We start from the raw sequence: 25,692 nt of genomic DNA on the forward strand, positions 1-25,692 counted from the left end.
GGAGACAGGGCATAGGCTCGTTTATTACCTCATTTCCTGGCTCTGCTGTGGGAATGCCCATCGGAGGCTCTGCTTCCTGTTTCGGACAAACGGGAAACGACACAATTCGTTACTAAAAACGGGGGATTAGATGGCAGATGTCCCCTAAATTGCTTTAGAGAAACTGTTCAACGCTTTCTTGCTCAGATAAGTATCAAAAACCGCAGCCACATTCCGAACCAGCAAACGTCCCGCCGGAGTCACCTCAATATGATTGGGGGATAGGCGAACTAATCCATCCGCTTCCAGCTTGTGTAACTCCACTTGTTCGGCAGCAAAATATTCATCAAAATCACAATCAAAGCTAAGATGATATTTTTGCTCGAACTCGTTCTTAGATAGTTCAAATTGGCACATTAGTTCCATAATCACCATGCGTCGTAGGATGTCATCGGCGCTAAGGCTCACCCCCTTTTCAATCGGTAACTCATGACGATCAAGCGCTTCATAATAGTCTTTTAAGCGTTTGTGATTCTGGGTATAAACATCATGAAGCATACTAATTGAAGTCATCCCCAATCCGATTAAATCCGATTCCGGTTTTGTGGTATATCCCTGGAAATTCCGATGGAGCTTGCCTTCCCGTTGGGCGATCGCTAATTCATCATTCGGCTTGGCAAAATGATCCATGCCAATAAACTGATAATCTGCTGCCCCTAAATCCTCGATCGCCATCTTTAAGATATCCATCTTTTCCGATACCGGGGGAAGTGCCTCCTCCGGAATCAATCGCTGCACAGGTTTTAACCAAGGTACATAAGCGAAATTAAACACCGCAATCCGGTCGGGATCCAGTTGTGTCGTTTTATGAATCGTATCTCGGAACGTCTCCAAGGTTTGAAACGGCAACCCATAAATTAGGTCCACATTCACGCTCACAAATCCCGCATCCCGGACCCATTCCATCACCTGAAACAGCATCGCTTCGGGCTGAATTCGATTCACCGCTTTTTGCACTTTCGGATTAAAATCTTGAATCCCAAAGCTAATCCGATTAAATCCCAAATCTTTTAAAAATAAAAGATAGTTTTTATCTAAAAACCGGGGATTCACCTCAATCGAAACCTCAGCATTTTCCTCAAACCGGAAATGCTGATTAATCATCGTCCATAACTGCTCCACTTGCGGCAGCGATAAATAATTCGGCGTTCCTCCCCCCCAGTGCATTTGATTCACCAAACGACTGGTATCCACCAGTTCCGCCATTGACCGAATTTGACGATTCAAATAATCCAGATAAGGTTCAGCCAGAGTTTTCCGCTGGGTGATGATGGTATTGCACCCGCAAAAATAACAAGGGGTTTCACAAAAGGGAATATGACAGTACAGGGATAGGGGAGTTTTCTTATAGTTGCTAACGGCAATAGCAGCTCTAAATTCTACTTCTTCAAACTCAGATTTCAATTCCGTCGCCGGTGGATAGCTCGTGTAGCGGGGCACCGGGCGGTCATACTTTTTAAGCAAATTCGCGTCAAATTCAACGGTAGAAATTAAAGCGTTCATGAATAGTTTAGGTAGCGTTTACAACTCAATGACTCAAACACTCTCTCTCCGGTCCTCTCCCCTCCCCTTAGCAAGGGGAGGGTTAGGGTGAGGTTCTTTCAATTAGACTTCAGAAAATCAAGCCCCTACTTCTGCCGCTATCGATGCAGAATGGCGAGAATGTCTCTCGGTACTTCCCGGTTTATCCTGTTTCGTGAGCAGCTCAAATACATGATCCCCGATCGCCGCTTTGACATCATCTTCCAACTCATGCACCACATCTCGATTCAGGTGAAACGCATAGTTAGCTTCAGCGACAATCCGTTCAATGGTTGCCTCATCCACAGGTAAGGAATTCAAGGCATCCCGATACTTTTCTTTAAACGCTCGTCGCGCTTCGGCGGTGGGAATTTCTTCAAATTCATGTAGGGATGTGCCTTGATTCTCGGGCAAATCAAGAGCCGATCGGATAATCTTTTTCAAACTTTGACCCCCAGAGAGATCTCCCATATAGCGAGTATAGGCATGAGCGATCAGCAGTGCCGGGTCGGTATCCGCTAATTCCTGAAGGCGATCGACGTAAATCTGTCCGGCATTTAAGGGGACAATCTGACTCTGCCAATTCTCCCCATAATAAAAGGCGAGGTCTTTTTCCAGATTCGCCGTGCGATTGAGTTCCGGGAAATACATCGGTCCAACTACCGGATCATCCTGGTGTTGTCGCATCGCTTCTTCCAGCACCCGATACACCCAATAGAGATTTGCGAGCAACTTGCGGAATGGCTCCCGCTCAACAATCCCTTTGAGAAAGCACTTCATATAGGCTGTATTTTCAGCAGCGGTATGGGACTTTTGGGTTCCTTCTCTCAAGCGGGTGGCTAAATCGTGGCTCATGTCCAATGACCTTTTTCCTTTCAGATTGATCTGGGTAATGCCGGTTGGGGCCATCTCCAGCAAGGGAACCCGCGACCGACTTAAGCTATTATATAGCCATAAAGCGATAAAGCAATAGTTTGTTACATAACTTAACAGTTACCTAACGTTAACGATTGTTACGTTTTTGGGGTAAGGGTCTTTTCAAATTTGAAAAAGTATTATAACTTGAAAGCTATTAAGTTATTTCAGAGGAGCCAACCATGATCGCTACCCCATCCCCGGCCACTGCCGAGATGTCCGTCACCAAAACTAAGGCCCTGAAGGAAAATATCCTGACCCCCCGGTTTTATACAACCGACTTCGAGAAGACCGCCAACCTCGATTTATCCGCTCAGGAAACCGAGTTGCGGGCGATGCTAGAGGAAATGCGAGCAGACTACAACCGCCATCACTTCGTGCGGAATGAGGAGTTTGCCCAATCCTGGGACCATATTACCGGAGAAGCGCGCCAAGCCTTTATTGACTATTTGGAACGGTCCTGTGTGTCGGAATTTTCGGGGTTTCTGCTATTTAAGGAACTTTCGCGCAACCTGAAACAGCGTAGTCCTTTGTTGGCGGAAATGTTTAGTTTAATGGCGAGAGATGAAGCGCGTCATGCCGGATTTTTAAATAAGGCAATGGCAGATTTTGGCTGTACGATGGATTTGAGCTATCTGACGAAACATCGGGTTTATACGTTTTTCCCGATTGAGTGGGTGTTGTACACGGTTTATCTATCAGAGAAGATTGGGTATTGGCGTTATATTATTATTTATCGGCATCTGGAAAAACATCCAGAGCATCAGTTTTATCCGTTGTTCAACTATTTTGAAAGCTGGTGTCAGGATGAAAACCGGCATGGGGATATTTTTAAGGCGCTGCTGCGATCGCAACCGAAACTCTGGCAAACCTGGACCTCTCGCTTATGGAGTCGCTTTTTCCTGCTGACGGTGTTCGCCACCCATACTTTAACCGTGCATGAACGGACAGGATTTTATCATGCTTTGGGAATCGACCCCACGGAGTTTGATCAGGAAGTGATTCGCAAAACCAATGAAACTGCATTGCGAGCGTTTCCCTCGGGTCTGAATACCGAACATCCGGAGTTTTTCCCCCGGTTACAGCACTGTTGTGACTTGAATGAGAAGCTGTCGGAAATTGAGGCTACTTCTCAACCGAAGTGGCTCAAGGCGTTGAAGAAATTACCCTTTCAACTATCGATTTTCGGTCATTTGCTGCGGATTTATTTCCTTAAAGGCATTGATGCTGAGGCCCTGCGGGGAACGGTTCGATAAAACGGAGGGAGTGAGCCGATCGCCCTTGATCCATGAAGCTAAGGGCGATCGTTTCATAGAACATCAAGAACTTAACTGGATGCCTCCAATTCTCCCTGTTCTTGCAAACGCCGTTTCCGAGCATAGAGTTGAATAATTACCGCAAAAGCAACAATTGCGGCAATGGTTCCCCAGGTAACAATATCCGTGGGAAAATTGTTTTTGAAAATCGCTAAAAACACGACTAAAGCGAGTATAATAGTGGGGACTTCATTCAGGCGGCGCATTTGGATTCCACTAATGGTACAAGTTCCCTCTTCCAACTGACGAATTACCCGGCCACAGTAATGATGGAAGCCAATTAAGGCCAAGACTAACAACAGTTTGACATGAAGCCAAGTTTCCTTAAAAACACCCGGTTCCTGATAGATAATGCCAGCAGCCATGAGAAGAGTAAAAATCATCGCTGGCCGCATAATTAGTTTGTAAAGCCGTTTTTCCATGCGGTTATACTCGGTTTTGAGGGCGGATCTAACGGCTTCCGGGCGCTCACTGGCTTCAATATGATAGACAAACAACCGGGGTAAATAAAACAATCCGGCAAACCAAGCGACAAAGCCAATAATATGGAAAGACTTAAACCAGAGATACGCCATAAACTTCGATTACTCCTTGAATAACAAACTGGGAATTGATTCGAGATGCGATCGCACGGATTGGGTCCAGACGCCCCCGAAAGAGGCGACTAGCCTAGGGCCAGAAATCACTTTAAGATCATACCGATTCACGGGACCAAAACCCATCCCCAATCAGTTTTATTTTTGGTAAAGGGTGCCCTCGGGCATGATAGCATCTTCTAAATTCGCATCGATCAGAATCGCGCCGGTCAAATCAGCCCCGCGTAAATCAGCTCCGCGTAAATTGACCCCCGTCAAGTCTGCAAAACTAAGGTCAACCTTGCGTAAAATCGCTTCACTCAGATCCGCTGCATCCTGTTGAAACGTCCGATTCAGATGAGCGCGACATAGCTTTGCACCTTCTAAATCCGTTTGATACAACAACGCGCCACTCAGGTTGGCGTAGCATAAATCAGCGTATGTTAAGATAGCACGACCCAAATCCGTTACTTGGTCAGAAGTGGGACGGAGATCCGCTGCAAACAAGTTTGCCCGAGACAACCGACTTCCGACTAAATTGGCACCACATAAACTAGCTTTACTCAGATTTGCTAATTCTAAATTGGCATAAGTCAGCTTCGCACCACTTAAATCCGCTTCCCTGAGATTAGCGCGATATAAATCCGCCTCAGTTAATTCAGTTCCCCACAGAATTGCCTCGCTCAAATCCGCCTCCCGAAAGCTGGCGCGACTGAAGTCAGTTTTACCGAGTCGCGCTTGTCGTAAATCAGCTTGATTCAAATTGATGCCGTGAAAATGACCGTCAATTAAATCGGCTTCCCGGAGATTCGCTTTCCGAAAACTGCGATCGCCTTGCAGATATCGCGTCTGAATATCATCTACGTTCATTGGGGTTCTAGTTCAAGGGTGAATGGACAGAAAATGTTGTGATCAAACAGTTTATCATGATGACCGCAATTTTTACTTTTATAAAGATTTTCCTGCCCTACAGTTCTTCTTAAGGCGCTCAGACCCTGTTTAGTTTTTGACTTGATTGTAAGGAAGTTTAGCCAGCAGCATTCCCATTGCACAAGTGTTACTAATGCCAGCAAAGACTAAACCAGCCCCCACAAACCCGCTCAAAATTAAAAACCCGGGGTTAACAAAATAACCGAGCACCGTCCCGGTAAATACCAGGGTTCCTGCCACAATTTGCACCTGCCGGAAAATAGAAATCGGGGCATTTTTATTCATTTCTACCGAATATCCCGCTTGTTTCCAGGCGTTGATTCCCCCTTTAAGCTGCATCACCTCGGTAACTCCTGCCGCTAAGAGTTTTTGCGCCGCTTGTCGGGAACGGTTGCCACTTTGACAGTAAAGAACGATATCGTTGCCCCCCTGCAATTGCGGAGATTTTGGGTCAAATTGAGACAGGGGTAATAGGGTAGCCCCTTTGATATGTTCTCCAGCAAATTCCCCGGCTTCTCGCACATCAAGCAGAGATATTTTTTGCTGATCTAGCCCATTTTTCAGGGTCAGGGCATCAATCTCAAGCAGTTGATTGGTTGTGTTATTTTTCATGGTTAGCCTCTTAGTAGGTTAATTTAATTGAGGAGATACAAACAACAGCAGGTTATCATGAAAGGTCGCAACCGTTTAAACCCTCTAGGGAAATTAATTTATTTCAGAATGAGGATTCTCCGGGGTTAGAGTAGCGGGGCTGTTGATTGTCGATTTCAGTTTATTCCATTACTATAGAGTCGTACATCCATAATGTCAAGTTGTCTGGATCGACGTCGAATAGAGGTAAGCACTCGTACCCCCCGGGAAAATTGAATTTAGGGAATTGATGGGCAGCGATCGCATCTTTCTGAGCACCGACATTGCCATGAAACCCTTAGAGGGTCAGTAAATACTAAAACACAGATTACACAGATTGACACAGAGATTTCTCAGTGAAAATCTGTGTAATCTGTGGTTACAGTTAACCCACCAACTCCTGACCCAAATCCCGTGCTTGCCGTTTAATTTTATCGGACAAACCCCCTTGTTTTGAAATAACTTGTCCTACAAAAATAACTCCTATCGGTTTGGCATCCAACATTTTTGCTAAAGACTTCAAACTTTTAATTGCACCAGACAACCAACGCGCCATAAACCCAGGCATCGCACTGGAGGAAATGAGCACCGCTTTCTTAGTCGCTTCGGACTTTCGCATTTGTGGCGAGGGCGTATTCCAGGGCCAATATCCATAACAAACGCACCGTTCTAAAAACCGTTGAGTCAGTGCATTAACATTCCCAAAATTAACCGGCGCACCAATTACCAAAGAATCCGCTGCCTCAATTTCCTGCAAGATCCCATTCATCTCATCCTTCAGCACACAGTCCCCCCGTTCCGGTCCCGGTTGCTGTAAGCAAACCCGGCAATTCGTACAAAACTCAATTTGTCGGTCCTGGAGATAAATCTTGGAAGTTTCTGCACCTTGATTCTCCGCTTCTGCCAGAACCTCACTCACCACCGTATCAATCGTCCCACCCTTGCGATAACTTCCTACAATTCCGACAACCTTTTTACTTGTATTCATAACCTCACCTTCTCTGTGTCAATCGGTGAAATCTGTGGTTACCAACAACAGAATCCTTCAAGAAACAGCAATCCGAAAACCCGCGATCGCCTCTTGAGAATCCGGTTCCTTGCCAAACCGTTGCGCCGCCCGAGAATACCACGGTAAATCATGCCAGGACCCTCCGCGTAGCATCCGAAATCCCGGATTGCCCCCCACTTCCCAGGCACTCCCATCCGTCGGTGCACCTTCATAACTATTATGCCATAAATCCTGACACCATTCCCACAGATTCCCATGCATATCGACCAATCCAAATCCATTCGCCGGAAAACTACCAACCGGGGTTGTTTGGTGGGGATGGACTCCTGTCAAAACGTCATCATAATTCCCTAATTCTGGGCTGATTATTTCACCAAAATAAAAGGGTGTAGAGCTTTTGGCGCGACAAGCATATTCCCATTCTGCTTCCGATGGCAGACGATACCCCCGTCCTGTTTTTTGCGCCAGTCGGTTACAGAATTCTACGGCATCATGCCAAGAGACATTTTCCACAGGTAAATTGTCTTGCTGCCAGGTGGAGGGATTGTTTCCCATCACCGCTTGCCACTGTGCCTGAGTGATAGGAGATTGACTTAAAAAAAAGTCTGGCAAAGTAACCGAATGTTGAGGACCTTCACTGTCATAACGTTCTTTTTCTGTGGCAGGGGAACCCATTAAAAAAGTCCCCCCAGGAATTTGAATTAAATCAATACCCAGATCCTTGCCTAAAGATTCGCGAAAATATAAGGCTTCTTTGCAAACTTTATGAATAATTTCTCCTGTTTCATTCACGGTAACCGTGGTAAATTTCAAAGGGGAAAGTTGAGGGATTGGTTGCCCTTGCGCTTGGGCAATTTGGCCTCGGAAATTGGGACCGGCTAAAGCGGCTAAAAAGCCGATACTGGATAACCCGCCTAATTTCAAGAAGTGACGGCGAGTCAAGGGATGAGAGGAGTTTTTGTGCGGATTGAGTGTTTGAGATGGATGCATAGTGATTTAAGAAGATGCTATGGGATAGGGTAAGGTTCTGGATAGTCCTTCTTTCAGGGTATTTATTCCTCAACCCGATAAAATTCAGCCCTTTGGGTAAAACTAGCGCAGGGGTACAGTAGTTTGGCGATAGACGATGGGGGATTTGGAGTTGGAGTTGGGGGGTAGAATAGTGTTAGTTGATAGAAGCAGTCGCCATGATAGAAGATTTTACCCTAACCTGTCCGATTCCAATTTCTCAATATCCTCATGTGTTGTTAGCGCATGGGGGTGGGGGAACGTTGATGCGTCAGTTGATTGAACGGATGTTTTTGCCCGTGTTTGGGACAGCGGATGGGGTTCCTCATGATTCGGTAGCGTTGACGTTGCCGGGAACTCAGATTGCGATGACGACGGATTCTTATGTGATTCGTCCGCTATTTTTTCCCGGTGGGGATATTGGTTCCTTGGCGGTTCATGGGACGGTGAATGATTTGGCGATGAGTGGTGCTCGTCCATTGTATCTGACGGCAGGGTTTATTTTGGAGGAGGGGTTGCCGATGGAGACCCTGTGGCGGGTGGTCCAGTCGATGCAGGCGGCAGCAACAAAGGCGGGGGTACAAATTGTGACGGGGGATACCAAGGTGGTCGATCGCGGCAAGGGAGATGGGATTTTTATCAATACCGCAGGATTGGGGATGATTGAACATTCCCAGGCGATCGCACCGCAGTCGGTCCGGGAGGGGGATGTGTTGCTGATTAATGGGGATTTGGGACGACATGGGATTGCGATTATGGCAGTCCGTGAGGGATTGGAATTTGAAACCACAATTGAGAGTGATTCAGCGGCGATCGCCTCCCTTGTCTTACAGTTACTAGATGCTGGCATCGAAATTCACTGTTTGCGCGACTTAACACGCGGTGGGTTATCCAGTGCTTTAAATGAAATTGCCACATCGGCAGGGGTGGGAATTGCCATTGATGAACGGGAAATTCCAGTGCAGGAACAGGTCCGGGGTGCTTGTGAGATTTTGGGATTTGATCCGCTGTATGTGGCGAATGAGGGACGATTTGTAGCCTTTATTCCGGCACACTGTGCGGGTCGTGCTTTGGAGGTGATGAAGTCTCATCCGTTGGGGGTAGATGCGGTGGCGATCGGGACCGTGACGGCGACGGGTCAGGGTTTGGTGACGTTGCGCAGTCAAATTGGTGCCAGTCGGATTCTGGATATGCTTAGTGGAGAACAGTTGCCTCGGATTTGTTGACGGGGAAGGCGGGGAGAACGACAGCAAGTCGTTACTACGAACTTATGAAAGATAACCACAGCAAGTCGTGACGTTGAACATTCTCCCCATCTCCCCCATCTCCCCCTCTCCCAATTCTTAAACTTTAACAACGGTGTGGTTTTGAAAATATCCCGAATGGGTTGGGGTAATTGGTGACTTGACATCCGATTATGGATAATTGCTTCTTCTTAACTTTGGCAACTTGGTTATTGTTAAACTAAGCCACTCTCTACCGTGGGGAATAGACCAGGGAGTGAGCTATTCCCCAAGGCACAAAAATTATCAACATTCCCAGATTTTTTAAATTTAACATTCTCTTAAGAAGCTGGCAAGGATTACCCCTTCAGGGATGAAATTAGCGGTAAACTGCAAGACTACTGGGGGATTAGTCCGTTAATGCTAATCGGAATTTTTCAGGCAATCGGGAAAATTCTTAAAGGATTTAAAATTATTTCTAGTATCTCTATTTTCTATGATAGACTAAACCGCCTGCATTAGACTCATCTCCCTAGGCATCTTAAAAAAACATTACAAAAATTTATAGAATGAAGGTAAATGTTTTATGGTTAAGCGGTACAGTAGAGAAAGAACAGGGGGAGGGTAGAGATAAAGGGTCAAGGGGTGAGGTCTAGTCCCTGACTAGCGGGAGAGTTAAGGGAAAAAGGAACGGGTCAGTGCCAGGAGATCACGGTTTAGAGTAAGGATATAAGCTATGCAATCAACTGCGGCAAAGAGCGACGATCACGAAAAATCCGCCCCGAAGGAAGCAAAAGCGGCAACAGAGCATCCCAGTGGGGATAAGCGCTTTAAGGTCCTGGATATCACGATGAAGCGAAATCAGTATCGACAAGATGCGCTAATCGAGGTACTTCATAAAGCTCAGGAAGCGTTTGGTTATCTGGAAGAAGATGTATTACTGTATGTAGCGCGGAATCTGAAGCTGCCGTTAAGTCGGGTTTACGGGGTGGCGACATTTTACCATTTGTTTTCCCTGAAACCGAGTGGATCTCATACCTGCGTAGTGTGCTTGGGAACCGCCTGTTATGTGAAAGGAGGGGGTGAGGTACTCGCGTCCTTGGAGAAACAGACGGGGATTCAGCAAGGGGAAACCACGGCAGATGGGGAGGTTTCCCTGATCACGGCCCGGTGTGTGGGGGCCTGTGGGATTGCGCCGGTGGTGGTGTATGACGGAACAGTCGCCGGGAAGCAGACTTCGGAACAAGCACTCGACCATATTAAAGGCTGGATCAAGTAGGGTGAGAGATTTAGAGGCAAGGAGAAGGTTTCACCCATTGATCCAGACAACCCTCCTCCTTGAACGGAAGAAAGCGAGAGGTTAGAACACTATGGATTTAGCGGAACTTCGGGAGATTGGCGAGAAAGAACGGACTGCCCAGAAACCTATTCGGGTACATTGTTGTACTTCCACGGGGTGTCAGGCGGCGAACTCCCTAGGGGTGAAGAAGAATTTAGAACAGACTTGTAAAGATAAGAAGATGGGCGATCGCGTCCAAGTGGTGGGCGTCGGTTGTATGGGATTTTGCGGGCGAGGACCGTTGGTCCAAATTGAGGCCCAGAACAAGCTATATGAAGAAGTGACCCCATCGGATGCCGCCAGCATTATTGAGGCGATCGATGGCGGGACGGCAAGTGCGACGGAAGGAGACCCGGAACATCCATTTTTTGCGCGGCAGATGCGGATTGTGCGGGAAACCAGTGGGAAAATTGACCCGGAACGGATTGAGGAATATATCGCCGTTGGGGGATATGAACCGCTGTATAAAGCGATTCATGAACTCACGCCTGCGGAAACTATTGATGAAGTGAGTAAGAGTGGATTGCGGGGACGGGGTGGCGGTGGATATCCTACGGGGTTGAAATGGGCGACTGTCGCGAAAATGCCGGGACAGCAGAAGTATGTGATTTGCAATGCTGATGAAGGCGACCCTGGTGCATTCATGGATCGGTCCGTGTTGGAAAGTGACCCCCATCGGGTGTTAGAGGGAATGGCGATCGCCGCTTATGCGATCGGGGCCAGTGAGGGATATATTTATGTGCGGGCAGAATATCCCCTGGCGATCGAACGGTTGCAAAAGGCCATTAAACAAGCGAAAAAATACGGGATTCTCGGCAGTCAAATTTTTGATTCCCCCTTTGACTTTAAAATCGAGATTAGAATTGGGGCCGGGGCCTTTGTTTGCGGGGAAGAAACCGCATTAATTCAGTCCATTGAAGGAGGACGAGGCAATCCCCGTCCGCGTCCGCCCTATCCCGCCCAAGAAGGACTCTGGAAGTCGCCGACGTTAATTAATAACGTAGAAACCTTTGCCAACATTCCGGCGATTATCCGAGAGGGTGGCGAATGGTATGCCGGAATAGGGACGGAAAAGAGTAAGGGAACCAAGGTTTTTGCCCTCACGGGTCAGATTCGTAACAATGGACTGATAGAAGTCCCGATGGGAATTACCCTGCGTGAGATTGTCGAAGAAATGGGCGGCGGCGTCCCCAATGGCAAAGTTAAAGCAGTACAAACCGGCGGACCTTCGGGAGGTTGTATTCCCGAGTCGATGTTAGATACATCAGTGGATTACGATTCCCTGGTAAAAATCGGGTCGATGATGGGTTCTGGCGGCATGGTGGTCATGGATGAAAAGACCAGCATGGTTGAAGTTGCCCGATTTTATATGGAGTTCTGCCGGGGTGAATCCTGCGGGAAATGTATTCCCTGTCGGGCGGGAACCGTCCAAATGTATCAAATGCTGACTAAAATCCTGAATAAAGAGGCGACGCTACAGGATATCCACAACCTGGAACAACTGTGTGACATGGTGAAAAATACCAGTTTGTGCGGGTTAGGCATGACGGCCCCCAACCCGGTGATGAGTACCTTGCGCTACTTCAAAGAGGAGTATTTAGCCCTGTTGAAAGACAGTCCGAATGGGAAAGTTCCCGTAGGGACAGCGGCATCGGTCACCCGATAGGGGAGGAAGGGGCAATTGCCAAGTTGCCCCGATCGCAGCTTATCGATCTAACACAGAGAGAGAAAGATATGTCAGTCGTTACCTTAAAAATTAATGGAGTTGACCTCGCGATCGAAGAGGGTACAACAATTCTGGATGCCTCCAAAGAAGCAGGGATTAGGATTCCCACCCTCTGTCATCTCAACGGCGTCACCGATGTGGGCGCTTGTCGGTTGTGCCTGGTAGAAATTGCCGGGGTGAATAAAATGCTGCCGTCTTGTGTAACTCAAGTGGCAGAAGGCATGGATATCACCACGGACAGCGATCGCCTGCAAGAATACCGGCGGATGATTGTGGAAATGCTATTTTCCGAAGGCAATCACGTTTGTGCCGTTTGTGTAGCTAATGAAAACTGTGAATTGCAAGATTTAGCCATTGAAGTGGGCATGGATCACAGTCGATTTCCCTATCGTTTCCCCGATCGCGAAATTGATATTTCCCATAAACAATTCGGCATCGATCATAACCGTTGCATCCTCTGTACAAGATGTGTGCGAGTCTGTGACGAAATTGAAGGTGCTCATGTTTGGGACGTCGCTTATCGCGGAGTTGCCGCCAAAGTAGTCACCGGATTAAATCAACCTTGGGGAAGCGTTGATGCTTGTACCAGTTGTGGCAAATGTGTCGAAGCTTGTCCAACCGGGTCCATTTTCCGCAAGGGTTCTACCGTTGCCGAAATGACTCGCGATCGCAGCAAATTAGAATTTATCGTGAATGCCAGGGAGAACAAACAATGGACAAGATAAAACTCGCCACTATTTGGTTAGGTGGATGTTCCGGTTGTCATATGTCCTTTCTCGACCTAGACGAATGGTTAATTGAACTCGCCCAGAAAGTCGATGTCGTCTTCAGTCCCGTGGGTTCTGATATCAAAGAATATCCCGAAGATGTGGATGTTTGCCTGGTAGAAGGGGCCGTTGCCAACGAGGAAAATATGGAACTCCTCATCGAAGCAAGAAAGCGGACCAAATTCCTAATTTCCTTCGGAGATTGCGCCGTCACCGCCAACGTTCCGGGAATGCGCAATATGTTAGGAAAAGCGGAAACCGTCCTCAAACGTTGCTACCTAGAATTAGGCGACGAAACCCGCCAGCTTCCCCATTTTCCTGGCATCGTCCCCGAACTCCTCGATCGCGTCCGTCCCGTCCATGAAGTCGTCGATGTCGATCTGTTCATGCCCGGTTGTCCCCCCTCTGCCCAAAGAATTCTAGCCACAGTCGAACCCCTTCTCCGGGGTGAATTACCCGTCATGAAAGGGCGGCCCATGATTAAATTCGGATAACCCAACTCACCGAGGAGAGAGACCCTCTATCCCCTCTCTCCCCCTCCGTGAAAATCAGTGAAATCAGTGGTTACTAATATGCCTAAAACAATCGTCATCGATCCAGTCACCCGCATCGAAGGTCATGCCAAAATCTCCGTCTATTTAGACGATGCCGGAGAAGTGGAAGATGCCCGCTTCCATGTGGTCGAATTTCGCGGATTTGAGAAATTTTGCGAAGGTCGTCCCATGTGGGAAATGGCCGGAATTACTGCTAGGATTTGCGGAATTTGTCCCGTTTCCCACCTCCTCGCCTCAGCCAAAACAGGGGATAAAATTCAAGCGGTAAAAATCCCCCCTGCCGGTGAAAAATTGCGGCGAATGATGAATTTAGCCCAAATTACTCAGTCTCATGCCCTCAGTTTCTTCCATCTAAGTAGTCCGGATTTTCTGTTAGGATGGGATAGCGACCCAGCAAAACGGAATGTCTTCGGATTGATTGCCGCAGACCCGGAGTTAGCCAGAAGTGGAATTCGCTTACGGCAATTTGGACAGAAAATTATTGAACTATTAGGGGCGAAAAAGATTCACCCCTCTTGGGCAGTTCCTGGTGGAGTGCGATCGCCCTTATCCGAAGAAAGTTGCACCTGGATTCGCGATCGCCTCCCCGAATCCAGGCAAACCATTGAAACTGCCCTGGGTTTATTTAAAACCCTCCTGGACCGCTTTTCCACCGAAGTCGAAACTTTTGGCAAATTCCCCTCCTTATTTATGGGATTAGTGGGGAAAGATGGACTCTGGGAACATTACGACGGCAAAATTCGGTTTACCGATAGTGAGGGCAATATTGTCGCCGACAACCTCAGCGAAGATGACTATGAATCCTACCTCGGCGAAGCAGTTGAAGCCTGGTCTTATCTGAAATTTCCCTATTATAAACCCTTGGGATATCCTAACGGAATCTATCGGGTTGGACCTTTGGCCCGGGTGAATATCTGTAGTCGCATGGGAACCGAGGCAGCGGATAGAGAGTTGCTAGAATTTCGCGATCGGGCCGGTGGCGTTGCCACCTCTTCCTTCTACTATCATTATGCCCGCTTAATTGAAATTCTCTGTGCCATTGAACATATAGAACAACTCGTCAATGACCCGGATATCGTTTCCCCCCGAACTCGCGCCACTGCGGGGATTAATAACCTGGAAGGCATCGGGGTGAGTGAAGCCCCTCGCGGCACATTATTCCATCATTATAAGGTGGATGAAAATGGGTTAATTAAGAAGGTGAACCTAATTATTGCCACAGGACAAAATAACCTAGCAATGAACAAAACGGTCACGCAAATTGCCCAGCATTTCATTCATGGCAACGAGATTCAAGAAGGACTCTTAAACCGAGTTGAAGCAGGAATTCGCGCCTTTGACCCTTGTCTGAGTTGTTCAACTCATGCAGCAGGCCAAATGCCGTTGCATATTGAATTAATTAATGCTAAAGGGACAGTTGTGAATGAAATTTATCGGCATTAAAAGTAGTGGGTTGGGTAGTCGGAGGGAGACCTAATCCCCTAACCCCCTTCCCTGCAAAGGAAGGGGGAACTGGAAAGGTTTTTTTCGGGAAGGGAAGGGGTTTGGGGAATAGTAAAGAACCAGGTTTTTAAAAGCCGGATTAGGTCAACCTCGGGGAAGAGACCACCGAAACGGGAGACATCATGACTAAAGAAAATCTCTATTTATGTATGGGTTCTGCTTGTCATCAACTGGGAGTTTATGAGGTCTTACCCCGACTCCAAGAGTTGATTATTCGGTATGAACTCAAGGAAAAAATTGAGCTTAAAGGGTCTTTTTGTTTAGAGACCTGTAGCGTGGGAATTGTGATGAAATTCAAGGAAAAAGTATTCACAAAAATTACGCCCGAGAATATCGAGGCCAAGTTCAGTGAAGAAATTTTACCGAGTATTTTAGCCGTGGTTGAATAACAATGGTAACTAGCGAAAAGACCTTGTGGGAACTCCTGTGGGAGTATGATCCAAATGGATTGATTGTGTTAAATGAGAATATGACGATCGCCGTTGTTAATCCCGCATTGTGCAAAATGTTTAAGGTAACGGCAGATGAAGTGGTGGGAAAACCGGCAGTTTCGTTATTGGGGACCGTGGATGAATTTCAGCGAGTCTGGGAAAACAATGAAGTGATTCGCGGAAAAGAAAAAGAATATCCCCAATACAATCTCTATGTGCGTCAGGTCCTCTTTTCAATTCGGGATCAGAATGCGATCGCCTGCATTATGGTGGATATTACCGAAGAGTGGCAACGGAAGAAAGAGTTACTCGAACTGAAGCGAGAAACCGTTGCCAAAGTCAATGAAGTGGTGGATAACCAGATGAAAGTCGCCCAAGAAATTGCCGGGTTGCTGGGAGAAACCACAGCGGAAACCAAAGTCAGTTTATTGAAAATTCTGAAACTGGTTGAGAGGGAGACGCTGTAGCATGGATAGCTTTTTAGATATTTTTGATTTAAGTTTAAATAAAAAAGGGGAAGAACTCTGCGGCGATCGCGTCCGGTTTCGCAAGACTCCCGAGAAAACTACTATTGTCCTTTCCGATGGATTAGGCAGCGGGGTGAAAGCGAATATTCTCGCCACCCTCACGACAGAAATTCTCATTTCCATGCTGAATGAGGATGTTCCGTTAGAGGAAGTGATTAAGACAGTAATTGGCACTTTACCGATTTGTCAAGTCAGAAAAATTGCTTATGCCACTTTTACCATTTTACAAATCGATAACCATACGGATCTATTTAAAGTTATCAACTTTGACAATCCTCCTCCCTTGTATTTTGACCAAGGAAAATTGGTCAAGTTAGAGGGTAAAACTGAGAAAATTTTAGAAAAAAAAATTACCGTTTATGAAGGACGTCTTAAAGAGGGAGACTTTTTAGGATGTATGAGTGATGGAGTTCTCTATGCCGGGTTAGGGGTGGCGTTAAATTTTGGCTGGGGATGGGATAATGTGGCCCAATATATCGAAGGACTCTTTCTAACTCAAACCCGCAATGCTAGACGAATTGTCCAAAAAACAATCGCCGAAACCCATTCGCTTTATGGCGGAAAAATAGGAGATGATGCGACCTTTGTGGGGGTGTATGTTCGCCAACGCAATCCTTTAATGATTTTCACCGGCCCTCCTTTAGATAATAGTCATGACCAACAGTATGTAGAACGCTTGTTAACCTTTGAAGGACGCAAAGTGGTTTGTGGAGGGACGACGGGAAATATCGTTGCCAAATATCTGGGAGAAACCATTGAAATGGATATTTCCACGATGCGGCGTGACTTACCCCCCATCGGTAAATTAAGTGCAATTGATTTAGTGACAGAAGGGATTTTAACCCTGTCCAAATGTCTGGAAGTTTTGAAAAATTGCAACTGTGATGTGACGCGGTTACCCTCCGACCAAAATGGATCCGTATTGTTAGCCCAAGAAATTTTACAAGCGGACTCTATTTTATTTATGGTGGGACAAAAGATTAATGAGTTTTATCAGAATCCTTTACTGCCGAAGAATATTTCAATTCGCCGCAGTCTAGTAGAGGAAGTGGTTAAGTTTTTGCGGGACAAACAGAAGGAAGTTACGTTAGAATATTGTTAAAGAATCAAATCAAGAAAATGCTGCCAATTCCACAGGAGTCCCCGGCAATTCTGGCGATCGGATATGGAAACGACCTGCGTCGCGATGACGGTGTAGGACAACGGGTAGCGGAGGAAGTGGCATCCTGGGGATTACCCAAGGTGCGATCGCTATCAGAACATCAACTCACGCCGGAATTGGCTGAACCTCTGTCTGAGGTAGACTTGGCAATCTTTATCGATGCCTATCCCGCCACAGAGGAACAAGGTCTACAAGTGGTCAAACTTGACGGCGATGATCCCATGTCACCCCAGAGTTTAGGTCACAGTAGTGACCCTTCATCCCTGCTGATTCTCGCTAAAACCCTTTATGGCAAGGCCCCCCAAGGGTGGTTAGTGGCAATTCCGGCGATAGATTTCGAGTTTGGGGACAGGTTTTCGGCGGTTACTGAACGAGGAATGGCCGAGGCATTAGTGGCGATCGCGGAGTTGATTGAAACTGGGGGTCGAGATGGGGAGGATGGGGGAGAGAGAAAATAGAGGGGATTATGCATGAAGTTAGCTTGATGGAAAATACTTTAAATATTGCTTTAGATTGTGCTAAAGCACAAAATGCCAGCAAAATTCATCGCCTCAAAATGCGCGTGGGTGACTTATCAGGCGTGGTTCCCGATGCCTTAGAATTTGCCTTTGATGTGGTGACCCAAGGGACGATCGCCGAAGGGGCAAAATTTGAAATTGAACGAGTGCCCGTGGTCTGTCATTGTCCCACCTGCGATCGCGACTTTGAACCCATTGATTTGTTTTATGAATGTCCTCATTGTCATCAACTCACCCATCATATTCAAAGCGGACAAGAAATCGAGTTAACATCTTTGGAGGTCTCATAACTGATGTGTACTAATTGCGGATGCAGCGTCCTCGGAGAAGTCGGAATCCATTCTCATAGTCATGACCATACTCATGATAACGGCCATACTCATCATAGTCATGAAAATGGGCATGACCATCACCATCATCATGATCAAACCCATCAAACCATTGCGGTGGGTCAAGCCGTTTTAGCCAAAAATGACCGCCTTGCTGAACGGAATCGCGGCTATTTTATGGCCAAAAACTTGCTAGTTCTGAATGTGCTTTCTTCTCCGGGTTCGGGGAAAACTGCCTTCTTAGAACGGATGGTTCAGGATATTGGCAGTCGCATTCCCACCGGCATCATTGTCGGAGACTTAGAAACGGATAATGATGCCGTTCGACTCAGTAATAGTGGGGCCGCAGCAGTCCAAATTACCACAGGAACAGTCTGTCATTTGGAATCCGATATGGTGTTGAAAGCGGCCCAACAGCTTAATTTAGATGCCTTAGAAATATTAGTGATTGAAAATGTGGGCAATCTGGTTTGTCCTGCTGCTTATGATTTAGGGGAAGACCTGCGAGTGGTATTGTTGTCGGTGACGGAAGGGGAAGATAAACCGTTGAAATATCCGACGATGTTTAAGTCGGCGCAAGTGGTAATTATTAGTAAAATTGACCTTGCCGAAGCGGTGGAGTTTGACCGGAATAAGGCGTTAGAAAATATTAAAAAGATTGCCCCCCAAGCGGCAATTTTTGAAGTATCCTCCCGGAAGGGACAAGGGATGGCGGAGTGGTATGGGTATTTAGAACAGCATTTAAAAAAGTCTCCAGTTAGTGTAGTTTCATGAATTTCTGAAGGTTCGTAACTACGAACATCACGAGAAGGACGGAATTTGTTCCTAAGAACAGGGGAAGTATCTATGAATTTATTATTGAATTCTCCTCTTATTACGCCTAACTTAAGTCGCCTCTCTATTACAGTTTGCGGTGCGGTTCAGGGGGTGGGATTTCGTCCGTTTATTTATCGACTTGCTACGGAACTGGAACTAAACGGATGGGTGAATAATTCCGCCCAAGGCGTGTTTATCGAAGTAGAAGGGACTCAGGAAAAATTAGAAACTTTTTTACTGCGATTGGAACGGGAAAAACCGGCTATTTCCTTTATTCAATCCCTGGAATCTACTTGGTTAGAACCTGTCGGGTTTACCCAGTTTGAAATTCGGCCCAGTGTGGCGGGGGCAAAAACGGCGGTAGTGTTGCCAGATATTGCCACTTGTCCCGATTGTTTGCAGGAGATTTTTGATCCTCAGAATCGCCGCTATCGCTATCCCTTTACCAATTGCACTAACTGCGGTCCTCGCTATACAATTATTCGGGGATTACCTTACGATCGCGCCAATACGTCGATGCAGGAATTTAAAATGTGTCCCGACTGTCAGGCGGAATATGAAAATCCCTTAAATCGGCGGTTTCACGCCCAACCGAATGCTTGTCCTAACTGTGGTCCGCAGTTACAATGTTGGAAAGGGTGGGGCGAAGTCTTGGCAACGGGCGATCGCGCTTTAAAAGATGCCATTTCTACAGTGAATCGCGGTCAAATTTTGGCAGTTAAGGGATTAGGGGGATTTCATCTGATGGTTGATGCAGGCAACTCAGCAGCAGTCCGTCGTCTGCGGCGTTGTAAGCATCGGGAAGAAAAACCCTTTGCCGTAATGTATCCCTCGTTGGAACAAGTTCGCCAAGAGTGTCAGGTAACGGCGATTGAGGAGAGACTGTTGCGATCGCCAGAATGTCCAATTGTGTTATTACGGAGGTTGTCGAACTCGTATAACCAAATCGCCCCCGAAGTGGCCCCGGATAATCCCTATTTGGGGGTGATGTTGCCGTACACACCCTTACATCATCTCCTGTTGGCGGGGTTGGGTAAACCTGTAGTAGCGACCAGTGGCAATCTTTCTGATGAACCGATTTGTATCGATGAATGGGAAGCGCGCGATCGCCTAAAAGACATTGCTGATAAATTTCTCGTCCACAATCGCCCAATTGTTCGGGCGGTGGATGACTCGGTTGTGAGAGTCGTGGCAGGGCGAGAAATGGTGATGCGACGGGCCCGAGGGTATGCGCCTTTACCGATTTCCCTGAAGGTTACCCCGGATTCTCCCCCCTCTCCCCCGCCGATTTTAGCGGTAGGTGCTCATTTGAAAAGTGCGATCGCCATTGGGGTATTCCCGCAAATTTTTGTGAGTCAGCATATCGGAGACTTAGAAACCCCCCAAGCATTCCAAGCATTTCAGGAGGCGACGGCCAGTTTACAGCAACTCTATGAAGCAACCCCGCAAGTTGTCGCCCGGGATGCCCATCCCGACTATCGGTCCACCCGATTTGCTGAAGGATTGGCGTTGCCACAAATAGCGGTTCAGCATCATTATGCCCATGTTCTCGCTTGTATGGCGGAAAATCAACTTTTAGAGGAAACGGTCCTGGGAGTGGCCTGGGATGGGACGGGATATGGATTAGATGGGACAATTTGGGGGGGTGAGTTTCTGCGGGTTTCTCCCCAATCCTGGGACCGAGTGGCCCATTTTCGCACTTTTCCCCTGTTGGGAGGGGACAAGGCGGTGAAGGAACCTCGCCGAGTGGCCTTGGGATTGTTATATGAAGTGTTGGGCAATCGGTTGTTTACTCCAGGGGTGACTCACAATTATCAACATATCCTGGAGGCGTTTACCCCGGTAGAGTTGACCCTGCTGCGATCGATGTTAGAGAAACAGATTAATACACCTGTCACCTCTAGTGTGGGACGGTTGTTTGATGGGGTGGCGGCGATCGCCGGGTTGAAATCTCAGATTAGTTTTGAAGGACAAGCGGCGACTGCCTTGGAATTTGCCCTAGAAGGTTGGACAACCCAGGAGAGTTATCCTTTACCCTTGCAGACCGGGGACGGGGTGGCAATTGCCGATTGGGAACCGACAATTTTAGCAATCTTAAGAGATGTAGGCGATCGCCTCCCGAGGGGAATTATTTCCGCTAAATTTCATAATACCTTAGTAAACTCTATCCTGGCCGTGGCCCAATGGGTTGGCGAGGAACGAGTTGTGATCACCGGCGGTTGTTTTCAAAATGCCTATTTAACCGAACAGGTGATTCATCAGTTAAAATTAAAGGGGTTCCGTCCTTACTGGCATCAACGGATCCCGCCCAATGATGGGGGGATTGCCCTGGGACAAGGGGTCGCCGCCTATCGAAATCTGACTCAGGAGTAATTTCAGAATGTGTTTAGCAATACCGGGCCAAATTATCAGTATTAGTGAGGATGCCGAACCGTTGATGAGAACGGGCAAGGTCAGCTTTGGCGGCGTGGTCAAAACCGTGAATCTTGCCTATGTTCCCGAGGCGAAAGTCGGGGACTATGCGATCGTTCATGTCGGGTTTGCCTTGAGTATCATTGATGAGGGCGAAGCGCAAGAAACTTTAGATTATTTTAAACAAATCCAAGAGGTCTAATCCCCCAGGCCCTAGGTCAAGGGATTTTGTTAAAAAACCGCTATCCTAAACAGGGGCGGGATTTTTTTTATAAGTTATGTAACAATTTTAGAGTTTCTGCATAATACCATAGTTTATTACTTTGCCCTTAAATTTTTAACAAAAATTAAACAATCAATTTTAACAATCCCCTACCCATACCGGCCAATTAACCGCCCAGAAACGGGTTCAGAATCAACCCAGGAAATTTCCCCTAAAAAATCTACAAATTATCATCTTTTAGGATGTTATAATCAAGAGGAGAAAAAAAGCAACTGTCCGTTAGCGGGAGGGTTAAAACCGAGTTAAGAAACATCGGAATTGCCAAACCAAATAAAGTTATGAGCCAGCCACATTAAACAAAATCAAGGTTGTTTAACTGGACCGTTCCCTTTAAACAACGCCTCACAAATTCCGGAGAGGATTAAAACAGCATACCAAGTCATCTCCTTGCGGATTGACCCCAAAAATTCCCCCGGATTCCTGGGAATCGTGCCCGGGTTCATCCGGCCTATTTAGACGCACAAAAGCTAAATCGTTGCTCCCCAAAGGTTAAAAACATGAGTACGAGAACATTTGCGACTATAGACGCGAACGAGGCCGTGGCCCGGGTTGCGTATAAATTAAATGAAGTGATTGCCATTTATCCGATTACCCCCGCTTCACCGATGGGAGAATGGGCCGACGCCTGGATGTCAGAAGGGCGTCCAAACCTCTGGGGAACGATTCCCTCGGTGGTGGAAATGCAAAGTGAGGCGGGGGCGGCGGGGACGGTACATGGTTCCTTGCAAACGGGCTCCTTAACCACCACCTTTACCGCTTCCCAGGGATTACTGTTAATGATCCCCAACCTCTACAAAATAGCGGGGGAACTCACTTGTGCAGTAATTCACGTTGCCGCCCGATCGCTGGCAGCCCAGGCCCTTTCCATTTTTGGCGATCATAGTGATGTGATGGCGGTCCGCAGTACGGGATTTGCCCTCTTATGTTCCGCATCGGTCCAGGAAGCCCATGATTTTGCTTTAATTGCTCAATCGGCAACCTTGAAATCCCGCGTCCCCTTCATTCACTTCTTTGATGGGTTCCGGACTTCTCACGAAATTCAAAAAGTAGAACTGTTAGAAGATGAGGACCTGCGATCGCTGATTGATGATGCAGGAGTCTTCGCCCATCGCGATCGCGCCTTAACTCCCGATCGCCCCGTCTTACGGGGAACCGCCCAAAACCCCGATGTCTATTTCCAAGCGAGAGAAACAGTCAACCCCTTCTATACCGCCTGTTCCGACATCGTACAGCAGGCAATGGACGACTTTGGGGAACTCACCGGACGCAAGTATCAATTGTTCGAGTATTACGGTGCACCCGACCCTGATCGCCTGATTATCTTAATGGGTTCCGGTTGCGAAACCGTTCATGAAACTGTAGACTACCTCAACGCCCAAGGGGAAAAAGTCGGCGTCTTGAAAGTGCGACTGTATCGCCCCTTGGATATGAAACGGTTGGTTGCTGCAATCCCGGAAACTGTTAAGGCGATCGCAGTCTTAGATCGCACCAAAGAACCAGGGGCCGGAGGTGACCCCTTGTATCTTGATGTCGTCACCGCGATGCATGAAGAATGGACGGGCGATCGCTTGCCGAAACTCGTTGGAGGGCGCTATGGCTTATCCTCCAAAGAATTCACCCCGGCGATGGTTAAAGCTATCTATGATAATCTTAGCCAAGCCAAACCCAAAAATCACTTCACCATCGGCATCAATGATGATGTCACTCACACTTCCCTAGATTACGACTCGAACTTCTCCACCGAACCCGATAGCGTAGTTCGGGCGATGTTCTATGGATTAGGGGCCGATGGAACCGTGGGGGCCAACAAAAACTCTATTAAAATTATTGGAGAAGAAACAGACAATTATGCCCAAGGCTACTTTGTCTATGACTCCAAAAAATCCGGGGCAATTACCATTTCCCACCTACGGTTTGGACCCCAGCCGATTCGTTCCACTTACCTGATTGATCAAGCCAACTTTATTGGCTGTCACCAGTGGATTTTCCTGGAAAAATTAGACGTTTTAAGCGCAGCGGCCCCGGGTGCAATCTTCCTCTTAAATAGCCCCTATGCGGCTGAGGAACTTTGGAATCAACTCCCCATTGAAACCCAAGAAAAAATTGTCCGCAAAGGCTTAAAAGTCTATACCATTGATGCCAACAAAGTAGCCCGTGACAGCGGCATGAGTGGACGGATTAACACCGTCATGCAGGTTTGTTTCTTCGCCTTATCCGGAGTTTTGCCTCGGGAAGAAGCCATTGCCCAAATCAAGAAGGCGATCGAGAAAACCTACGGCAAAAAAGGCCCAGAAATCGTCCGGATGAACCTGCAAGCCGTGGATAATACCCTGGCAAACCTGTTTGAAGTTCCCCTGGGACAAGCCAGCAGTTCCTTACATAAACAACCTGCTGTTCCCGATTTAGCCCCCGCCTTTGTGCGCGAAGTCGAAGGCAAAATGCTGGTCAAAGAAGGGGAAGTGCTGCCCGTGAGTGCCTTACCTTGTGATGGTACTTATCCCACTGCCACCTCCAAATGGGAAAAACGGAATATTGCTACAGAAATTCCTGTTTGGGACCCGGATGTTTGCGTTCAATGCGGCAAATGTATCATGGTTTGTCCCCATGCCGTCATTCGAGGGAAAGTTTACGAACCGGCAGAACTTGCCAATGCACCGGCTACCTTCAAGGCAACGGATACTAAAGATAAAGACTTTGCCGGAACTCAGTTTACCATTCAAGTCTCCCCGGAAGACTGTACCGGCTGCGGCATCTGCGTCGAAGTCTGTCCCGCCAAAAACAAATCCATGCCTGCCCTGAAAGCGATTAACATGGAACCGCAGATTCCCCTGCGGGAACCTGAACGGGAAAACTGGGAATTCTTCATGAACTTACCCAACCCCGATCGCCGCACATTGCATCTCGATCGCATTCGTCAACAACAACTCCAAGAACCCCTGTTCGAGTTCTCCGGCGCTTGTGCCGGATGTGGCGAAACCCCGTATCTAAAGTTAGTCTCTCAACTCTTTGGCGATCGCAGTGTCATCGCCAACGCCACCGGCTGTTCCTCCATCTATGGCGGCAACCTCCCCACCACCCCCTGGGCGCAAAACGCCGAAGGACGGGGACCCGCATGGTCCAACTCCCTGTTTGAAGATAACGCCGAATTCGGCCTCGGATTCAGGGTTTCCATCGATAAACAAGCCCAATTCGCCGCCGAATTACTGCAAAAACTCAGCAGTGAGATTGGGGACAACCTGGTTACCGACCTTCTCAACGCCAGCCAGAAAACCGAAGCGGATATCTGGGAACAACGCGATCGCGTAGCAGCCCTCAAAGAAAAATTACAAGGGCTGAACTCCCCGGATGCCAAGCAACTTGCCAGTCTAGCCGATTACCTCGTCAAAAAAGATGTGTGGATTATCGGCGGTGACGGTTGGGCGTATGACATCGGCTATGGCGGCTTAGATCACGTCATCGCCTCCGGACGAAATCTCAATATTCTCGTCTTGGATACCGAAGTCTACTCCAACACCGGAGGACAAGCCTCCAAAGCCACCCCCCGAGGGGCCGTCGCCAAATTCGCCGCCGGTGGCAAACCCGCCGCCAAGAAAGACTTGGGCTTAATTGCCATGACTTACGGGAATGTGTACGTCGCCAGCGTCGCAATGGGGGCGCGAGACGAACATACCCTGAAAGTCTTCCTAGAAGCCGAAGCGTATGACGGACCGTCCTTAATTATCGCTTATTCTCACTGTATTGCCCACGGCATCAACATGGTGACGGCAATGAATCACCAGAAAGAAATAGTAGAAGCGGGACGCTGGTTACTGTATCGCTATAACCCGGATTTGGTGGAACAAGGCAAGAATCCGTTGCAATTGGATATGCGATCGCCCAAGAAAGGGGTGGAATATTCCATGTACAACGAGAACCGATTCAAGATGTTGACCAAAACCAAACCGGCTGATGCCAAGCGGTTATTGGCGGAAGCGCAAAACGACATCAACACCCGTTGGGAAATGTACGAATATCTTGCCTCCCGTCATCTGGAATCTCACAATGGGGATGCGGCTGCCGGTGAGGTGACAAAAGCCTAGAGATCCGGAGACCCCACCCAACCCTCCCCTTGCCAAGGGGAGGGCTGCGGAGACCCCACCCAACCCTCCCCTTGCTAAGG

The 25,692-nt window shown here is 47.7% G+C and carries 23 protein-coding genes; 16 read left to right on the forward strand and 7 right to left on the reverse strand.

Annotation, left to right across the window (positions count from 1 at the left end):
- Positions 1-144 precede the first annotated feature (144 nt).
- Together hemN and NG792_RS06335 are read right to left on the reverse strand one after the other, a co-directional pair.
- A complete protein-coding gene (gene hemN, locus NG792_RS06330) occupies positions 145-1,542 on the reverse strand; it encodes an oxygen-independent coproporphyrinogen III oxidase (RefSeq protein ID WP_261234878.1) in 1,398 nt (465 codons plus the stop codon).
- 117 nt (positions 1,543-1,659) lie between these two features.
- Positions 1,660-2,415: a biliverdin-producing heme oxygenase gene (locus NG792_RS06335; RefSeq protein ID WP_261234879.1), complete on the reverse strand. Its 756-nt coding sequence runs from the start codon at positions 2,413-2,415 to the stop codon at positions 1,660-1,662.
- Between the two features lie 242 nt (positions 2,416-2,657).
- On the opposite strand from NG792_RS06335, the gene acsF reads away from it, so the two are divergent.
- Complete coding sequence (acsF, locus tag NG792_RS06340; protein WP_261200681.1) at positions 2,658-3,731, forward strand: magnesium-protoporphyrin IX monomethyl ester (oxidative) cyclase; 1,074 nt, start codon at positions 2,658-2,660, stop codon at positions 3,729-3,731.
- 71 nt (positions 3,732-3,802) lie between these two features.
- On the opposite strand, the gene hemJ is transcribed toward acsF, so the two are convergent.
- From hemJ to NG792_RS06365, 5 genes are all read right to left on the reverse strand, one after another.
- The gene (hemJ, locus tag NG792_RS06345; protein ID WP_261234880.1) at positions 3,803-4,366 is read right to left on the reverse strand and encodes a protoporphyrinogen oxidase HemJ; all 564 of its coding nucleotides are present in this window, start codon (positions 4,364-4,366) and stop codon (positions 3,803-3,805) included.
- A 159-nt stretch (positions 4,367-4,525) separates the two neighbouring features.
- Positions 4,526-5,236 carry a heterocyst differentiation pentapeptide repeat protein HetL gene (gene hetL, locus NG792_RS06350; RefSeq protein ID WP_261200683.1) on the reverse strand — a complete coding sequence of 237 codons (711 nt, stop codon included), beginning with the start codon at positions 5,234-5,236 and terminating at the stop codon, positions 4,526-4,528.
- A 129-nt stretch (positions 5,237-5,365) separates the two neighbouring features.
- On the reverse strand, positions 5,366-5,908 hold the full coding sequence (locus NG792_RS06355; protein ID WP_261234881.1) for a rhodanese-like domain-containing protein: 543 nt from the start codon (positions 5,906-5,908) through the stop codon (positions 5,366-5,368).
- 403 nt (positions 5,909-6,311) lie between these two features.
- A complete protein-coding gene (locus NG792_RS06360; RefSeq protein WP_261200685.1) occupies positions 6,312-6,914 on the reverse strand; it encodes a flavodoxin family protein in 603 nt (200 codons plus the stop codon).
- 57 nt (positions 6,915-6,971) lie between these two features.
- Positions 6,972-7,925, reverse strand: coding sequence for a formylglycine-generating enzyme family protein (locus NG792_RS06365; RefSeq protein WP_261234882.1), 954 nt, complete (start codon positions 7,923-7,925; stop codon positions 6,972-6,974).
- 197 nt (positions 7,926-8,122) lie between these two features.
- Here NG792_RS06365 and hypE point away from each other — a divergent pair, with 197 nt between their 5' ends.
- The 15 genes from hypE (at position 8,123) to nifJ (ending at position 25,612) form a co-directional block, all read left to right on the forward strand.
- Positions 8,123-9,169, forward strand: coding sequence for a hydrogenase expression/formation protein HypE (hypE, locus tag NG792_RS06370; RefSeq protein ID WP_261234883.1), 1,047 nt, complete (start codon positions 8,123-8,125; stop codon positions 9,167-9,169).
- 733 nt (positions 9,170-9,902) lie between these two features.
- Positions 9,903-10,445, forward strand: coding sequence for a bidirectional hydrogenase complex protein HoxE (hoxE, locus tag NG792_RS06375; protein ID WP_261200688.1), 543 nt, complete (start codon positions 9,903-9,905; stop codon positions 10,443-10,445).
- A gap of 91 nt (positions 10,446-10,536) precedes the next feature.
- Complete coding sequence (locus tag NG792_RS06380; protein WP_261234884.1) at positions 10,537-12,171, forward strand: NuoF family protein; 1,635 nt, start codon at positions 10,537-10,539, stop codon at positions 12,169-12,171.
- Positions 12,172-12,239: 68 nt separating this feature from the next.
- Positions 12,240-12,956, forward strand: coding sequence for a bidirectional hydrogenase complex protein HoxU (hoxU, locus tag NG792_RS06385; RefSeq protein WP_261200690.1), 717 nt, complete (start codon positions 12,240-12,242; stop codon positions 12,954-12,956).
- Positions 12,944-13,492 carry an NADH-quinone oxidoreductase subunit B family protein gene (locus tag NG792_RS06390; protein WP_261200691.1) on the forward strand — a complete coding sequence of 183 codons (549 nt, stop codon included), beginning with the start codon at positions 12,944-12,946 and terminating at the stop codon, positions 13,490-13,492. The genes hoxU and NG792_RS06390 overlap by 13 nt, the downstream gene beginning before the upstream one ends.
- Before the next feature lie 78 nt (positions 13,493-13,570).
- Positions 13,571-14,995, forward strand: a complete 1,425-nt coding sequence (locus NG792_RS06395) for a Ni/Fe hydrogenase subunit alpha (protein ID WP_261200692.1) — start codon at positions 13,571-13,573, stop codon at positions 14,993-14,995.
- Positions 14,996-15,177: 182 nt separating this feature from the next.
- Positions 15,178-15,444, forward strand: coding sequence for a (2Fe-2S) ferredoxin domain-containing protein (locus NG792_RS06400; protein WP_261200693.1), 267 nt, complete (start codon positions 15,178-15,180; stop codon positions 15,442-15,444).
- A 2-nt stretch (positions 15,445-15,446) separates the two neighbouring features.
- The gene (locus NG792_RS06405) at positions 15,447-15,953 is read left to right on the forward strand and encodes a PAS domain S-box protein (RefSeq protein ID WP_261200694.1); all 507 of its coding nucleotides are present in this window, start codon (positions 15,447-15,449) and stop codon (positions 15,951-15,953) included.
- Between the two features lies 1 nt (position 15,954).
- On the forward strand, positions 15,955-17,115 hold the full coding sequence (locus NG792_RS06410) for a serine/threonine-protein phosphatase (RefSeq protein ID WP_261200695.1): 1,161 nt from the start codon (positions 15,955-15,957) through the stop codon (positions 17,113-17,115).
- Positions 17,116-17,132: 17 nt separating this feature from the next.
- Complete coding sequence (locus NG792_RS06415) at positions 17,133-17,633, forward strand: hydrogenase maturation protease (protein ID WP_261200696.1); 501 nt, start codon at positions 17,133-17,135, stop codon at positions 17,631-17,633.
- A gap of 8 nt (positions 17,634-17,641) precedes the next feature.
- The gene (gene hypA, locus NG792_RS06420) at positions 17,642-17,983 is read left to right on the forward strand and encodes a hydrogenase maturation nickel metallochaperone HypA (RefSeq protein WP_261200697.1); all 342 of its coding nucleotides are present in this window, start codon (positions 17,642-17,644) and stop codon (positions 17,981-17,983) included.
- Between the two features lie 3 nt (positions 17,984-17,986).
- On the forward strand, positions 17,987-18,796 hold the full coding sequence (gene hypB / locus NG792_RS06425; RefSeq protein ID WP_261200698.1) for a hydrogenase nickel incorporation protein HypB: 810 nt from the start codon (positions 17,987-17,989) through the stop codon (positions 18,794-18,796).
- A 72-nt stretch (positions 18,797-18,868) separates the two neighbouring features.
- Positions 18,869-21,211, forward strand: a complete 2,343-nt coding sequence (gene hypF / locus NG792_RS06430) for a carbamoyltransferase HypF (protein ID WP_261200699.1) — start codon at positions 18,869-18,871, stop codon at positions 21,209-21,211.
- Between the two features lie 7 nt (positions 21,212-21,218).
- Positions 21,219-21,452, forward strand: coding sequence for a HypC/HybG/HupF family hydrogenase formation chaperone (locus NG792_RS06435; RefSeq protein ID WP_261234885.1), 234 nt, complete (start codon positions 21,219-21,221; stop codon positions 21,450-21,452).
- 578 nt (positions 21,453-22,030) lie between these two features.
- Positions 22,031-25,612 (forward strand): pyruvate:ferredoxin (flavodoxin) oxidoreductase, encoded by a 3,582-nt coding sequence (gene nifJ / locus NG792_RS06440; RefSeq protein WP_261234886.1) that lies wholly within the window; start codon positions 22,031-22,033, stop codon positions 25,610-25,612.
- Positions 25,613-25,692: the final 80 nt, after the last annotated feature.

It is taken from the genome of Laspinema olomoucense D3b, from assembly GCF_025370785.1.
Classification (GTDB): Bacteria; Cyanobacteriota; Cyanobacteriia; order Cyanobacteriales; family Laspinemataceae; genus Laspinema; species Laspinema olomoucense.

Excerpts from the sequence above, each read along its gene's own strand:
- hemN (WP_261234878.1), bottom strand. The coding sequence starts at position 1,542 with ATGAACGCTTTAATTTCTACCGTTGAATTTGACGCGAATTTGCTTAAA.
- NG792_RS06335 (WP_261234879.1), bottom strand. The coding sequence starts at position 2,415 with ATGAGCCACGATTTAGCCACCCGCTTGAGAGAAGGAACCCAAAAGTCC.
- acsF (WP_261200681.1), top strand. The coding sequence starts at position 2,658 with ATGATCGCTACCCCATCCCCGGCCACTGCCGAGATGTCCGTCACCAAA.
- hemJ (WP_261234880.1), bottom strand. The coding sequence starts at position 4,366 with ATGGCGTATCTCTGGTTTAAGTCTTTCCATATTATTGGCTTTGTCGCT.
- hetL (WP_261200683.1), bottom strand. The coding sequence starts at position 5,236 with ATGAACGTAGATGATATTCAGACGCGATATCTGCAAGGCGATCGCAGT.
- NG792_RS06355 (WP_261234881.1), bottom strand. The coding sequence starts at position 5,908 with ATGAAAAATAACACAACCAATCAACTGCTTGAGATTGATGCCCTGACC.
- NG792_RS06360 (WP_261200685.1), bottom strand. The coding sequence starts at position 6,914 with ATGAATACAAGTAAAAAGGTTGTCGGAATTGTAGGAAGTTATCGCAAG.
- NG792_RS06365 (WP_261234882.1), bottom strand. The coding sequence starts at position 7,925 with ATGCATCCATCTCAAACACTCAATCCGCACAAAAACTCCTCTCATCCC.
- hypE (WP_261234883.1), top strand. The coding sequence starts at position 8,123 with ATGATAGAAGATTTTACCCTAACCTGTCCGATTCCAATTTCTCAATAT.
- hoxE (WP_261200688.1), top strand. The coding sequence starts at position 9,903 with ATGCAATCAACTGCGGCAAAGAGCGACGATCACGAAAAATCCGCCCCG.
- NG792_RS06380 (WP_261234884.1), top strand. The coding sequence starts at position 10,537 with ATGGATTTAGCGGAACTTCGGGAGATTGGCGAGAAAGAACGGACTGCC.
- hoxU (WP_261200690.1), top strand. The coding sequence starts at position 12,240 with ATGTCAGTCGTTACCTTAAAAATTAATGGAGTTGACCTCGCGATCGAA.
- NG792_RS06390 (WP_261200691.1), top strand. The coding sequence starts at position 12,944 with ATGGACAAGATAAAACTCGCCACTATTTGGTTAGGTGGATGTTCCGGT.
- NG792_RS06395 (WP_261200692.1), top strand. The coding sequence starts at position 13,571 with ATGCCTAAAACAATCGTCATCGATCCAGTCACCCGCATCGAAGGTCAT.
- NG792_RS06400 (WP_261200693.1), top strand. The coding sequence starts at position 15,178 with ATGACTAAAGAAAATCTCTATTTATGTATGGGTTCTGCTTGTCATCAA.
- NG792_RS06405 (WP_261200694.1), top strand. The coding sequence starts at position 15,447 with ATGGTAACTAGCGAAAAGACCTTGTGGGAACTCCTGTGGGAGTATGAT.
- NG792_RS06410 (WP_261200695.1), top strand. The coding sequence starts at position 15,955 with ATGGATAGCTTTTTAGATATTTTTGATTTAAGTTTAAATAAAAAAGGG.
- NG792_RS06415 (WP_261200696.1), top strand. The coding sequence starts at position 17,133 with ATGCTGCCAATTCCACAGGAGTCCCCGGCAATTCTGGCGATCGGATAT.
- hypA (WP_261200697.1), top strand. The coding sequence starts at position 17,642 with ATGCATGAAGTTAGCTTGATGGAAAATACTTTAAATATTGCTTTAGAT.
- hypB (WP_261200698.1), top strand. The coding sequence starts at position 17,987 with ATGTGTACTAATTGCGGATGCAGCGTCCTCGGAGAAGTCGGAATCCAT.
- hypF (WP_261200699.1), top strand. The coding sequence starts at position 18,869 with ATGAATTTATTATTGAATTCTCCTCTTATTACGCCTAACTTAAGTCGC.
- NG792_RS06435 (WP_261234885.1), top strand. The coding sequence starts at position 21,219 with ATGTGTTTAGCAATACCGGGCCAAATTATCAGTATTAGTGAGGATGCC.
- nifJ (WP_261234886.1), top strand. The coding sequence starts at position 22,031 with ATGAGTACGAGAACATTTGCGACTATAGACGCGAACGAGGCCGTGGCC.